Source organism: Natrinema pellirubrum DSM 15624 (genome assembly GCF_000230735.2).
In the GTDB taxonomy this organism is placed as follows: domain Archaea; phylum Halobacteriota; class Halobacteria; order Halobacteriales; family Natrialbaceae; genus Natrinema; species Natrinema pellirubrum.
Genome location: NC_019962.1, coordinates 1,581,748 through 1,594,325 on the forward strand (window position 1 = coordinate 1,581,748; position 12,578 = coordinate 1,594,325).

A 12,578-nucleotide genomic window follows, 5' to 3' on the forward strand; every position below is an offset into this window, starting at 1 on the left:
CGAAATCCCACGGATGGAGACCAGTTCGGTAGGAGTGAACCGAACTGAAACCGACCGAAATGTCTGATAACAGTAACGCAGTTTTTTGTTTATCGATCAATTCAGGGAGGGTATCGGTGAGCGGTCCGACGAGTGGGCGACCGAGCCCGATCGTAGCGCTTCCTATTACACGAATATGCCTGTAAGGACTGTCGATCGATCGGCCGGGGTCTCGTTTTCCAGTGGGCAACGGCCGTGTGTCTCTCTCGTAGCCGCTGAAACGATTGATACACTGATCGAATCTCGAGGCGGCGAGTGCCACAGCCGTACACTTTTGTCGGTCCGGCAAAGACACTCGATCACAACAATGGACGAAGACGCGCTCGAGTATCACCGGACGGATCCACCGGGCAAGATCGAGATTTCGACGACCAAGCCGACGAACACCCAGCGTGACCTCTCGCTGGCGTACTCGCCGGGCGTTGCCGCGCCGTGTCTCGAGATCGACGAGGACGAGACCGACGCCTACCAGTACACGACCAAGGGCAACCTCGTCGGCGTCGTCTCGAACGGCTCGGCGGTCCTCGGATTGGGTGACATCGGCGCACAGGCTTCCAAACCCGTCATGGAGGGTAAGGGCGTGCTGTTCAAGCGCTTTGCCGACATCGACGTCTTCGACATCGAACTCGAGCTGGACGATACGGACGCGTTCGTCGAGGCGGTCGCGGCCATGGAGCCGACCTTCGGCGGGATCAATCTCGAGGACATCGCCGCGCCGGAGTGTTTCGAGATCGAGGAGCGACTCCGCGAGCGACTCTCGATTCCGGTCTTTCACGACGACCAGCACGGCACCGCCATCATCACCGGCGCGGCGCTGCTCAACGCCGTCGAGATCTCGGGCAAGGACCTCGCCGACCTCGAGGTCACCGTCGCCGGTGCGGGCGCGGCCGCGGTCGCGACGGCGCGCTTTTACGTCTCGCTGGGCGTCCGCCGGGAGAACATCACCATGGTCGACATCGACGGCATCCTGACGACCGAGCGGGCCGAGGCCGGCGATCTCAACGAGTACAACCGCCAATTCGCAAGCGACGTGCCCGAGGGCGAACTCGCGGACGCCATGGTTGGCGCGGACGCGTTCGTCGGGCTCTCGACCGGCGGCATCGTCTCCCAGGAGATGGTCCGCTCGATGGCCGAGGACCCGATTATCTTCGCGATGGCGAACCCCGAGCCCGAGATCGACTACGAGTCCGCCAAGGCGGCCCGCGACGACACCGTCATCATGGCCACCGGCCGCTCGGACTACCCGAACCAGGTCAACAACGTCCTCGGGTTCCCGTTCCTGTTCCGCGGCGCGCTCGACGTGCGCGCGACCGAGATCAACGAGGCGATGAAGGTCGCGGCGGCCCACGCCCTAGCCGAGCTGGCCAAACAGGACGTCCCCGATGCGGTCGTCAAGGCCTACGGCGACCAGCCGCTGCAGTTCGGCCCGGACTACATCATCCCGAAACCGCTCGATACGCGGGTGCTGTTCGAGGTCGCGCCCGCAGTCGCGCGGGCGGCTATCGACTCGGGCGCAGCCCGTGTCGAGTTCGACGTCGACGCGTACGTCGAACGCCTCGAGGCCCGACTGGGCAAGTCCCGCGAGATGATGCGCGTGGTGCTGAACAAGGCCAAGTCCGACCCCAAGCGGATCGCGCTGGCGGAGGGGACCGACGAGACGATCGTCCGCGCGGCGGCCCAGATGGCCGACCGGGGCGTCGCGGAGCCGGTCCTGATCGGCGATGCGGCCGAGATCGAGCGGACGGTCGCAGACCTCGCCCTCGAGTTCGACCCGGACGTGGTCGATCCCGGGAGCGGCGACTACGGCGAGTACGTCGACCACCTCTACGAGCGCCGTCGGCGCAACGGCGTGACCCGCCGCGAGGCCGAGACGATGATCCGCGACGACACGAACTACTTCGGCAGCGTGATGGTCGATCGCGGCGACGCCGACGCGATGCTCACCGGGCTGACGAACCACTACCCCTCGGCACTGCGGCCGCCGTTGCAGGTGATCGGGACAGCCGACGACGCCGACTACGCGGCCGGCGTCTACATGCTGACGTTCAAGAACCGCGTGGTCTTCGTCGCCGACGCGACGGTCAATCAGGCCCCCGACGCCGACGTCCTCGAGGAAGTCACGCGCCACACTGCAGATCTGGCCCGCCGGTTCGACGTCGACCCCCGTGCCGCCCTGCTATCCTATTCGGACTTCGGCAGCGTCGACAACGAGGGCACCCGAAAGCCCCGCGAGGCGGCCCAGCGGCTCCGCGACGACCCCGCCGTTGCGTTCCCCGTCGACGGCGAGATGCAGGCCGACACCGCCGTCGTCGAGGAGATGCTGACCGGGACCTACGAGTTCACCGACCTCGAGAAGCCCGCGAACGTCTTGGTCTTCCCGAACCTCGAGGCGGGTAACATCGGCTACAAGCTGCTCCAGCGGCTGGGCGGGGCCGAGGCGATCGGCCCGATGCTGGTCGGCATGGACGAACCGGTCCACGTCCTCCAGCGCGGCGACGAGGTCAAAGACATCGTGAACCTCGCGGCCGTCGCGACGGTCGACGCGCAAGGCGACGAGTCCTGATCGGCTCCCCCGGCCGTCCGTTGGGCCGGCACGCGTCGCGTTCAGTTCGATCGCCCCGTCTCGGGCCGTCGATACGTGCAGCACCTCGAAACGTTGTACGTCTGCCGGCCCGGGTCGGACGACGAACGCTCGAGACAGCGTGAGCCTCTCGATCCTGATTACAGACATAAGCGTGTAACGAGGTATTCAAGCTCGGCTTTCGGAGAAACCCTCGGTAACCAACACATACGGATACCCAAATGGTGTGTGATATGGCACATGTTGATTCACAGCTGCGGAACGGGTTCAATTCCGTGTAGCAGTACAGATATGCGTATTTTGAAAGGTATCCCATAACCGATCGGTACGGTGGTTGATACAGTGGTCTCCCCGTACCTGCCCACCAGCGTCCCACTCAGTTTCTATCCAGCCACCGGTCGACGAAAGGCGACTTCCGGGCCGTACCGACCGCGACTTCGGCATTCTTCCGATACTGAACGCGCTAGATCGATACTCGAGCATCTACTCGCCTAACCTCGTCCGCCAGTACATATTTTTATTGCCATTTCAAGAGTTCTCTCGGATTTAGTTACCTTTCGAGACGCTCGAGAGACCAGCTGTCAGAGTCGGCGGGCGAGTCCGACCTAGGTAGGTTGAAGACCGCGTGTTCGAAACGGGAGGGCGTATGGACGAACTGGGTGATCGGCGGCGACGATGAGTGAGGCGTCGACGGAGGAGACCGCGTACACAGCCGGCGAGATCCGGACGATCGCGCTCGCGGTCATCGCCGGCATCTTCTTCGGTGGGGTGGCGACCGGGGTCGCGTTCCCGACGCTGCCCTTACTCGACAAGAAACTCGTCATCTCCGCGGTCATGCTGAGTTTCATCCTGTCGGCCAACCGCATCGCCCGCCTGTTGATGAACACGCCCGCCGGAACGATTATCGACCGCTACGGCGCGCGGAAACCGATGATCTTCGGGCTCTTCACGCAGGCGCTCGCGCCCTTTGGCTACATCCTCGGCCTGAACGCGCCGGCGACGGTCCTCGGCTCCGTTCCGGGGCTCGGCGAGGTGTCGCTGCCCGGTCTCGTCTTCGTCCTCTCGAGACTGTTTTGGGGTGTCGGCAGCGCCTTCGTCTTCATCGGTGCCTTCGCGACCATCACCTACGTGACGACCGCGGACAACCGTGGCCGCTGGATCGGCTACATGCGCGGCGGCCAGTCGCTTGGCTTCCCGACCGGGCTCATCGTCGGCGGGGTCCTGACCGACCTCGCCACAATGGAGACCGCCTTCCTCGCTGCGGGCGTCCTCGCGCTGATCGCCGGCACGATCGCGACGCTCGTCCTCCCCAACGTCCACAGCGGCACCGACACCCGATCGGCAGGCCTGCGCGAACTGCCGTCGCTGCTTGCCGGTCGCCCCACCGTCCTCCTGATCGGCTTCGGCAACTTCACCGTCCAATTCCTCTGGGGCGGGATCATCCTCTCGACGCTGGCCCGGTACGCGAACGTCTACGACCTCGAGATCGCACTGCTTGGCGCAGCGGGCGTAAGCGGCGTGGTCATGGCCGTCGGCGTCCTCACCTCGGGGGCGACGACGCTCGGCACGAGCTGGATCTCCGACCGGATGAACGACCGGACGCTGTTGACGGTGCCGGCGTTTTGCTCGATGGCCGCGGGGTTTCTGCTCATCGGCTACGTCCCGACGATCGAGGCATTGCTGGTCGCGATCGCGCTCGTCGGCGGTGGAATGGGCGTCGCCGCACCCGCGCTGATGGCCATTCTCGGGGACCTCACGCCCGGCGACGAACTCGGGCGGATGGGCGGCGTCTACAACGTGATGGGCGACATCGGACTCAGTCTCGGGCCGCTCGTGGCGATCCCCGCCGTCGACAACTGGTTCGGGTATCAGTGGACGTACGTCCTCTGTGCGGCCCTCGTCACGAGCTGTCTGCTGGTCGTCTCAGCGCCGCTGCTTCGCAATCCTGACGTTTCGACGACGGGGGCCCTCGAGGCGGACTGAACCGGCGTCGTGTGGCCGCTGTGTTCAGCCCGGTACGGCCGGGTCGTCTCGAGAACACCTGCAGCCGGTCAAAAATAACACATATCCAATATTTCCATCATTATATAACAAACCCATTATATTTGTCCGAAACTCCGAATACACCGTCCGTCGGTACCACTCGAAAACTGATCCGAAGTATAGCCGGTTACTCAGCGTTTTGGAGGGGGATTTGTTCCGCAGCGTTCGGTTTCCGATCGGAACGCGAGTTCGTCGCAGTTCGTAATCGCACATCGCGTCACGAATGGCTGTACCGTGGTTTCGGTGGCGAGCTATCGTTCCGGGCCGCGATCTCCGAGTCGGTTGGACGGTTGACGATCGGACAATAATATACTATTTTCGAGTAGTAGTTTGAATTGGTATATCTGCAGTCGATGACTCTACCGAGGGCGCTCGAGTCGGCAGCTCGCCCTGACGGTCACTGGCCGTCGACGGGCAATACGATACAGTGTACCACGACACATATTCGTCGAGCCGAATACATCGGGCGTCGGTTGTCACTCTCCGACCGTCGTCCCCGTTCGCGGTCGAAGCGAGCGCGGCCGTTCCGCGGATCGACTCGACGAAAAACGGCAGGAAACTCAATACGGGTTTGTGACATATCGGTCACGTACCGCACACACTTTTGTACTCGCTGACCGAACAGTCAGGACATGCGAGCAGCCGTACTCGAAGAACATGGGGAACCGCTCGCGGTCAAAGACGTCGACTATCCCGAACCGGAACCGGATCAGGTCGTCGTCGAGACCGAGGCGTGTGGGGTCTGTCGCAGTGACTGGCATGCCTGGCAGGGCGACTGGAACTGGATCGGGGCCGGCGTCCCGGAGGGCCAGATCCTCGGCCACGAGCCCGCTGGCGTCGTCTCCGAGGTCGGCTCGGAGGTCGAAACCCTCGAGGCGGGCGACCGCGTCGCGGTCCCGTTCCACCTCGGGGACGGCACCTGTCCGCACTGTCGTGAGGGGCGGGCCAACAACTGCGAGACGGTGTTGCCGCTGGGGCTGTCGGAGTTCTCCCAGGGCGCGTTCGCGGAGGCGTTTGCCGTCCGGGAAGCCGACTTCAACTGCGTCAAACTCCCCGACGAAGTCGATTACGACGAGATGGCCGGCCTCGGCTGCCGGTTCATGACGGCCTACCACGCGCTGGCCGACCGCGCCGACCTCCGGCCGGGCGACTGGGTCGCCGTCCACGGCTGTGGCGGCGTCGGCCTCTCGGCGATCCACATCGCGGACGCGCTGGGAGCCCACCCGATCGCGATCGACCTCGTCGGCGACAAACTCGAGCGCGCCGAGGAACTCGGCGCCCGCGAGACGGTCAACGTGACCGAGGTCGACAGCTCGGCCCAGGCAGTCCAGGAGATTACTGACGGCGGTGCCGACGTCTCCATCGACGCGCTGGGCGTCGCCGACACCTGCAAGAACTCGGTCAACAGCCTCGGCACGCGGGGCAGCCACGTCCAGGTCGGGCTGACGACCGGCGAGGAGGAAGGCCAGATCGAACTCCCCGTCGACGTCATGACGATGCAGGAGATCGACTTCCACGGCTCCTTCGGGATGCCGCTGGTCCGCTACGAGGAACTGTTCAAGCTGATCGCACAGGGCACCCTCGAGCCGAGCAAGATCATCGGCGAGCGACTCTCGCTCGACGAGTTGCCGGAGACGCTGGCCTCGATGGACGACTACGAGACGGTCGGCATTCCGGTCGTCACGGAGTTCTAACCGGCGATAGGTAGCCGCCGCTGGCGGCTCGAGCGTCGGAAACCCCGGGCGGGGCGGGAACCGCCCTGGGCGTGAGAGACATGAGCGTACTCGAAGCGGGGCGAGTCCACATCCGAGCGATCCGGGCACGAACGCACGCAATCGGCTGATGAGCGCGTCGCCGTTGACCGAACACGTACCCGGCGGGGCCTTTCCTCCCCGCAGGCCGGACAATGCAGGCAGTGGCCATTGTTATGCAGCCACTTGGTTACCGGTAGCCACCTCGAAGCAGACGCAGGCGGCGTCTAACGTCGGCGTAGCCGGCTACTACGGCCCGGTTCCCCTACCGGGTCGAGTCCGGGCTTGCCTGCGACGGTTCCAAAGGGATGGCACTTGACGCCGTGTTGGTCCCCATGAGCGACGCCATCGACTCCGGACCGGTCCGGATCGGCATCGTCGGGCTGGGCTACATCGGCAGGACCGTCGGCGGACAGTTCCACCGCCACGCGGACGCGACCGTCGGCGCGATCTGTGACCTCGAGCCCTCAGTCCGCGAGGCGGTCGGCGACCGGTTCGGGGTGTCCCCGGACCGCCGGTTCGTCGAGTACGAGACGATGCTCGACGAGGCGGCCCTCGATGCTGTCCTCGTGGGGACGCCGCACACCCTTCACTACGGACAGGTCGTCGCCGCCCTCGAGCGGGGCTGTCACGTCTACTGTGACAAGCCGCTCACGACCGATCTCGAGCGGGCCCGGGGCCTCGCCGACCGCGTCGAGGGGAGCGACCGAACAGTGATGGTCGGCTACCAGCGCCACCTTCAGACGGCGTTTCGACGGGCCCGAGAGCGGTTCGCCGACCCCGATCGCGACCCCGAGTGGGTGACCGCCTCGATCACGCAGGACTGGATCGACGATGCCCGCGGCACCTGGCGGCTCGACCCCGATCTCTCGGGCGGCGGCTTTCTCTACGACACCGGGAGTCACGTCCTCGACGGCGTTCTCTGGACGACCGGGCTCGAGCCCGCCTCGGTCGCCGCTAGCATGGACTTCCACGACGAGGCCGGCCGGGTCGACCGCCGCGCTCATCTCGACGTCGTGTTCGAGAACGGCGCGACCGGGACGTTTTCCTTCCACGGCGACGCGCCGTCTGTCCGGGAACACGTCCACCTCTGGGACGATGCGGGCGCGGTCTACCTCGAAGGGACCCAGTGGGGCCCCCGCGAGGTCCGCGAGATCGACGCCGACGCCGGCGAGTACGCGCCCTACGTCGATCCCCGAGGCGAGCAGTCCCGGGCCGACGCCTTCCTCGAGAGCGTCCGTGAGGGGACCGAGCCGCCGGCGACGGTCCGGGATGCCCTCCGGGTGACGGCGCTGACCGAAGCAGCCTACGAGGCAGCGAGGACAGGGACGCGAGTCCCCGTCGGCGACTGATACGGTTTGCTGTACCGATGGACCGGTACGATCGCGACACAGCCTATGGTCGCACCGGAAATGACGTACAGCAGACCGTCTGAGTTCCCCAGGTCGCGCCGACACCTCGAGCCCGGATCGACATCGGATGGAAGCCGCCGAATCGGTGCCCAGTAATTGCAGTATTTCGTCAGGAAAGACGAGTTTTCGTCCGTCGAACAGCCACGGACTCATCGTTCGACGTTCCCGCTTCTGTCCAGTGATTACGGAGTTATTACCCGGCCGTGCGGGAGCCGGAGCATCGGCGGCATCGCCACGGTGGACCTCGAGCGCCCGAGACCGGGGTAAGAGGGCGATAGCTTCCCGTCGCTTTCGGTTACAAGCCGGATAACTACAACCGGTCGTGGCTATCGAACGGGTATGATCACCTGCACTAACTGCGAGACCGCCCAGTTCCTGCAGATCACGCAGAGCCGCGTCTACTTCGAGGACGGCGAGATGATCAACGAAATCTCCGAGACCTACGAGTGTACGCTCTGTGGCGCGACCGGGAAGTACGTCTACGACGAGGACCGCGACGAGGAGACCGTCACCGGCGAGGTCGAACACACGACCGAGCGCCCGAAGTACGCCTGACCCATCGCCCCCGTTTGGGGGCGTCCGACCGCGAAACGACCGATCTCGCCGACCGAGAGTGCAGACCCCGTTCGGTTCCCGCTCAGTCTCTCCCGGTGCCGTTCTCCGTCTCGTCGACGCCGGCGTGTGAACTGCCGATCCCGAGTTCCTCGAGCCCTTCGAGGGCCGCGTCCGGTTCGGTATCCTCCCGTTCCGCGTTCGGATCGTCGTAGTGAGTGCGGCGACCGGCGGCCGCCATCCGACGGTGGGCGTCCCAGTCCTCGAAGAGCCCGTACTCGTTCATCGTCTCCATGCCGGCGATCGCCGCCGTGAGCTTGATGCCGACCAGCGGGATCTCGGCGATCGAGACGATCACGTCCGCGCGGAGGATTGCCCCGTCCCGCAGCAACACGTCGAGAACGTCGACGAGGCTCTCGTCGTCCTTTCGCGGTCTCATGGGTTCGGGTTCGCGTGTTCGCCGTCGGTTCCGTCGCCGTTGCCCCCAAGCTCGGGTGCGAACGTATACGGCGGCCACGGCCCCGTGAACCTGACCTCGAGGCCGTCGGTCGCGGCCACGTCGTCGAGGATCGCGCCGATCGAGCCCTCGTCGTCCTCGTGGGCCAGCAGGGTGAGCCGTGCGAGGGTCTCGCCGTCGTCCGTTTCACCAGCCGACGCTTCCGCACCGCTGCCGGCCACGTCGTCCGACAGTTGCGCGCTCGGCGACCGCTCGAGCGCGTGGACCTCCCTGGCTTCCGCGGCCAGTCGCTCCTGCAGGTCGGCGGTCACCGACTCCCGTCGAGCCGCCCGGAGTTCGGTCAACCGCTGGTCGAACTGCTTCTCGAGCAGGAACGCGGTCCCCTCCTCGGCGTCGGCGATCCGCTCGTCGAGGTCTCGCAGGCGGTCGTCGCGCTCGATCAGCGCCGCGTCGTCGACGGGGTCGATCTCGACGACCTCGACGCGGTACTCCCAGTGGCCAGCGAGGCCGGAGAGGGCCTGCTCTAAGACCCCCCGCTCCTCGCGGAGCCACTCGCGCAGGCCGTCGTCGTCGCCCCGGAGGATCGTATCGAACTGGAAGGGGATCGGCGTGCCGAAGGCCTGGCCCGCCTCGTCGACCACCGTCTGATGGCGGACGAGCCAGCGGCGGATCTGGGCGAGGTCCCCCGAGTCGTAGATGCCGTCGCAGGCGTGGACGACCGCACCGATGCCGTCCTCGACGACGACCGAGACCGGCTCGCCGTCGACGCCGGTCGTCTCGAGCGTGGCGTCCCCGTCGGCCCGAACGAGACAGTAGAGGTACCGCCCCTCGTCGATCGAGGGAACGTCGGCGGGCTCCGCGGTCCCCGCCCCGTCGATCGTCTCGAGCCGGTCGGCGGGGTCCTCGAGGTCGTGGTCGCTCATTCGGACTCACCACCGAAGACGGAGTGGCCGGGTTTCGTCGTCGCCGTTGGTTCGCCGTGGAGTTGTTCGATCGCGTCGTTGACCAGCCCGTCAAGATCGCTTCGGAGATCGTCGACGCCGTCCTCGATCTCCTCGTCGTCTTTGAGCCGCTCGATCTCGGTCTCGATCTTGGCGAGCTGGCCGCCCAGCCGCTCGATCTCCTCGTCGGTGAGGTTCCCCGACTCCATGCGCCGGACCGCCTCGCGCTCGAGGGCGTCGATCAGGATCTCGACGACCGCGATGACCAAGGTCATCAGCCCGTCCCGTGCGTCCTCGCCGTCGCCGACGTCGATCGCCGTCACGGTTCCTCACCTCCCGTTTCTTCCTCCGTCTCGGGTGCGGCCGCATCGCCCTCGGAGTCCTCGTTGCTCGAGTCGGTGTCGCCGCTTGAATCGGCATCGCTCGAGTCCGCCTCGTCGTCACTGAGCAGATCGAACCCGCCGCTGGTGGGCCGCTCGGGGTCGGGTCTGGCACCGAGCCGTTCGCTGACCTGTTCCGCGTCGCCGACGGCCAACTCGCTCTCGGTCGATTCGCCGCCTCGCCCGTCGTCCGCCGAGGCCGCCTCACCGTCGGCGTCGTCCTCGGCTGTGACGTTGACGCCGCGGGTCGGATCGATCACCGGGTTCGGGCGGTCCTGCTCCGCGATCGCGGGGTCGTCGACCGCCTCTGCGACCCGGCGCATGTCGGTTCCCTCGGGGAACTCGAGGCCGTACTTCGCCGCGGTCTCGAAGGAGGCGATGGCGGCCCGGACCTGGACGCCGAGTAGCTGGGTGTCGCCGATCGAGACGGCGATGTCGGCGTTGATGACGATCCCCTTGTCGAGCAGCATCTCGACGACCTCGGCCAAGTCGGCCTTCTGGCGGCTGGGCTGGAAGTCATCGGGCACTGCGATCACCTCCGGAACGGGTCACCGCGGCGCAGTCGGTCGTCGCACTCACCTCGCTGTCGGTCGGTCGGCGGAGTGGTGGGTCTGTCATCGTTGGGTCTCCTGTCGGCTCATCGCTGGCTCTCCTGTCGTTCGTTCTGTCGCTGCCGTTCGCGCTCGAGTTCGAACCGGCGGCCGTAGATCCGCTTGCGACTGGGTGCCGTCGAGAGCTTCACGTCCTGGGGCACCGTCGAGTAGCGGGCCCCGCCGCCGAGATCGCGCCGGTCGACGGGCATCGTCGAGGACGCCGTCGGGTTCCGCGAGTTCGTCCCCCTGTCCTGCCGGCGCATCTTCTCGCGGTTGAACTCGTACAACTGCTCGAACTTCTCGTGGGTCTCGAGCAAGGCGGCCCGGAAGGCGTCGATACCTCGCATCGCCTGCTGCTGGATGGCGACCTGGTAGGCCTCCGGGTCCTCGGCGACGTCGATGTCGCCCAGCGCTTCCTTGGCCGCCGCGCCGGCGTCCATGCCGCTGTCGAGGACGCTGTCCCCCTCGTCACTGAGCAGGCCCTCACCGTCGTCCCCGCCGTTCGCGACGTCCGAGACCGCGTCCTCGAGCATCCCCGCGTCGTCGCCGCTCTCGAGGTCCCCGAGCGCGTCGTCGAGTTCGCGTTTGTTCTCCCAGACGTCGGTCAGGTCCGCGGCGTTCCAGGCGTTCAGGAGATCGATCGCGTCAAGGAGGGCCGTGAAATCGACGAGGTCGGTTGCGCCCGTCTCCTCGTCGATCACCGCGTCGGGGATCTCCCCGAGTTCGATCGCGTCGAGAAGTTCGTCCCCGTCGACCGCGTCGGGCAGTTCACTGACGTCGATCGCCTCGAGCAGTTCGGCGGCCTCCTCGGCGACCCGAACGAGGGTATCGAGGTCGCCAACGACCGTCTCGAGGGTGTCGTCGTCGAGGTCGTCGATCGTCTCGCTGTCCGCGAGCGTCCCCTCGAGTCGGCCGATGCTCTCGATCGCGTCGTCGACCAGCGCCTCGAGACGCTCCTCGGACTCGGCGTCGCTCATGTGTCGCCTCCGCCGTCCGTCCCATCGTCGGCGGCCGTCCCGTCGTCAGTCGCAGCGTCGTCCGCTTGCGCTCGGACGTGAACCGTCAGTACGCCGTTTCTCATCTCGGCCTCGGCGGTCCGCTCCTCCCACGGAACCTCGACCCGATCGAGTTCGGTCCCGTCGACGGCGACGACGAGCATCGAGTCGTCGAACCCGACCGTGACGTCCGCCGGATCGACCCCGGCGATGTCCGCCGTGACGAGCAGTTCGTCCTCGTGTTCCCGGGTGGCGACGTGATGATCGCTCGAGGGGCTCGTGGACCGAACGCGGCGTTTTCGCGATCGATCGCGGCCGGCCGTCCCCTCGCCCGGCCACCCGCCGAACGAACGCCGTTCCGACGGCGATGGGTCGTCGGTAAGATCGTCGCCGGACCGGATCGAGATGTCGTAATCGAAGACCGCCCGGTCGCTCCGGCGACGGCCCGAGGTCGACGCCGCGTCGCCCTCCAGAGACTCCAGTGCGGACAGCAGGCTCGAGAGCCAGGTGTCGCTCTCGTAGTCGCTGTCGTCGGCCGATTCGTCCCGGTCACGGTCGTCGGGGGTGCTGTCGGTCATTATCGTTTCACCTCTACGCGGCCGCTCGAGAGCCGCTCGTGAACGTCGCGGGCGACATCGAGGTCCGCCTCGAGTCGCTCCTTGCGACGCCGGTACTCGTCCTCGTCGCGCTCGCCGAGTTCGTACAGCAGCTGGTTTTCCTTGAGGTCGGCCTCGAGGGCCTCGACATCGTACAGCTCGTCGAGCGCGATCGAGTGGAGGGCGTTGACGATGCCGACGAACGGTCGGAACAGGAGGTCGTCGAGGATGAACATGG

Annotated in this window: 12 protein-coding genes; 5 read left to right on the forward strand and 7 right to left on the reverse strand. The window is 66.2% G+C overall.

Annotated elements, in window-relative coordinates; all coding sequences use genetic code 11:
• The first annotated feature begins 346 nt into the window (after positions 1-346).
• From NATPE_RS07715 to NATPE_RS07735, 5 genes are all read left to right on the forward strand, one after another.
• On the forward strand, positions 347-2,602 hold the full coding sequence (locus NATPE_RS07715; protein ID WP_006182080.1) for an NADP-dependent malic enzyme: 2,256 nt from the start codon (positions 347-349) through the stop codon (positions 2,600-2,602).
• Positions 2,603-3,295: 693 nt separating this feature from the next.
• A complete protein-coding gene (locus NATPE_RS07720) occupies positions 3,296-4,603 on the forward strand; it encodes an MFS transporter (RefSeq protein WP_006182081.1) in 1,308 nt (435 codons plus the stop codon).
• A gap of 692 nt (positions 4,604-5,295) precedes the next feature.
• On the forward strand, positions 5,296-6,357 hold the full coding sequence (locus NATPE_RS07725) for a zinc-dependent alcohol dehydrogenase family protein (RefSeq protein WP_006182082.1): 1,062 nt from the start codon (positions 5,296-5,298) through the stop codon (positions 6,355-6,357).
• Positions 6,358-6,722: 365 nt separating this feature from the next.
• Positions 6,723-7,766, forward strand: a complete 1,044-nt coding sequence (locus tag NATPE_RS07730) for a Gfo/Idh/MocA family protein (RefSeq protein WP_015298888.1) — start codon at positions 6,723-6,725, stop codon at positions 7,764-7,766.
• Positions 7,767-8,165: 399 nt separating this feature from the next.
• Positions 8,166-8,381: a hypothetical protein gene (locus tag NATPE_RS07735; protein ID WP_006182085.1), complete on the forward strand. Its 216-nt coding sequence runs from the start codon at positions 8,166-8,168 to the stop codon at positions 8,379-8,381.
• Between the two features lie 82 nt (positions 8,382-8,463).
• Here the strand turns inward: NATPE_RS07735 and gvpM are convergent, their stop codons facing one another.
• The 7 genes from gvpM to gvpF form a co-directional block, all read right to left on the reverse strand.
• Complete coding sequence (gene gvpM / locus NATPE_RS07740) at positions 8,464-8,817, reverse strand: gas vesicle protein GvpM (protein ID WP_006182086.1); 354 nt, start codon at positions 8,815-8,817, stop codon at positions 8,464-8,466.
• On the reverse strand, positions 8,814-9,758 hold the full coding sequence (gene gvpL, locus NATPE_RS07745) for a gas vesicle protein GvpL (RefSeq protein WP_006182087.1): 945 nt from the start codon (positions 9,756-9,758) through the stop codon (positions 8,814-8,816). Before gvpL ends, gvpM begins: the two co-directional genes overlap by 4 nt.
• Positions 9,755-10,099: a gas vesicle protein K gene (locus tag NATPE_RS07750; RefSeq protein ID WP_006182088.1), complete on the reverse strand. Its 345-nt coding sequence runs from the start codon at positions 10,097-10,099 to the stop codon at positions 9,755-9,757. Before NATPE_RS07750 ends, gvpL begins: the two co-directional genes overlap by 4 nt.
• On the reverse strand, positions 10,096-10,692 hold the full coding sequence (gene gvpJ, locus NATPE_RS07755) for a gas vesicle protein GvpJ (RefSeq protein ID WP_006182089.1): 597 nt from the start codon (positions 10,690-10,692) through the stop codon (positions 10,096-10,098). Before gvpJ ends, NATPE_RS07750 begins: the two co-directional genes overlap by 4 nt.
• 101 nt (positions 10,693-10,793) lie before the next feature.
• Positions 10,794-11,726, reverse strand: a complete 933-nt coding sequence (locus NATPE_RS07760) for a hypothetical protein (RefSeq protein ID WP_006182090.1) — start codon at positions 11,724-11,726, stop codon at positions 10,794-10,796.
• On the reverse strand, positions 11,723-12,322 hold the full coding sequence (locus tag NATPE_RS07765; RefSeq protein ID WP_006182091.1) for an Hsp20/alpha crystallin family protein: 600 nt from the start codon (positions 12,320-12,322) through the stop codon (positions 11,723-11,725). The genes NATPE_RS07760 and NATPE_RS07765 overlap by 4 nt, the downstream gene beginning before the upstream one ends.
• Positions 12,322-12,576 carry a gas vesicle protein GvpF gene (gene gvpF, locus NATPE_RS07770; protein ID WP_006182092.1) on the reverse strand — a complete coding sequence of 85 codons (255 nt, stop codon included), beginning with the start codon at positions 12,574-12,576 and terminating at the stop codon, positions 12,322-12,324. The genes NATPE_RS07765 and gvpF overlap by 1 nt, the downstream gene beginning before the upstream one ends.
• Between the last annotated feature and the right edge of the window lie 2 nt (positions 12,577-12,578).

Coding starts and splice junctions, on each gene's coding strand:
- NATPE_RS07735 (WP_006182085.1), top strand. CDS start 8,166: ATGATCACCTGCACTAACTGCGAGACCGCCCAGTTCCTGCAGATCACG.
- NATPE_RS07760 (WP_006182090.1), bottom strand. CDS start 11,726: ATGAGCGACGCCGAGTCCGAGGAGCGTCTCGAGGCGCTGGTCGACGAC.
- gvpM (WP_006182086.1), bottom strand. CDS start 8,817: ATGAGACCGCGAAAGGACGACGAGAGCCTCGTCGACGTTCTCGACGTG.
- NATPE_RS07765 (WP_006182091.1), bottom strand. CDS start 12,322: ATGACCGACAGCACCCCCGACGACCGTGACCGGGACGAATCGGCCGAC.
- gvpL (WP_006182087.1), bottom strand. CDS start 9,758: ATGAGCGACCACGACCTCGAGGACCCCGCCGACCGGCTCGAGACGATC.
- NATPE_RS07730 (WP_015298888.1), top strand. CDS start 6,723: ATGGCACTTGACGCCGTGTTGGTCCCCATGAGCGACGCCATCGACTCC.
- gvpF (WP_006182092.1), bottom strand. CDS start 12,576: ATGTTCATCCTCGACGACCTCCTGTTCCGACCGTTCGTCGGCATCGTC.
- NATPE_RS07715 (WP_006182080.1), top strand. CDS start 347: ATGGACGAAGACGCGCTCGAGTATCACCGGACGGATCCACCGGGCAAG.
- NATPE_RS07720 (WP_006182081.1), top strand. CDS start 3,296: ATGAGTGAGGCGTCGACGGAGGAGACCGCGTACACAGCCGGCGAGATC.
- NATPE_RS07725 (WP_006182082.1), top strand. CDS start 5,296: ATGCGAGCAGCCGTACTCGAAGAACATGGGGAACCGCTCGCGGTCAAA.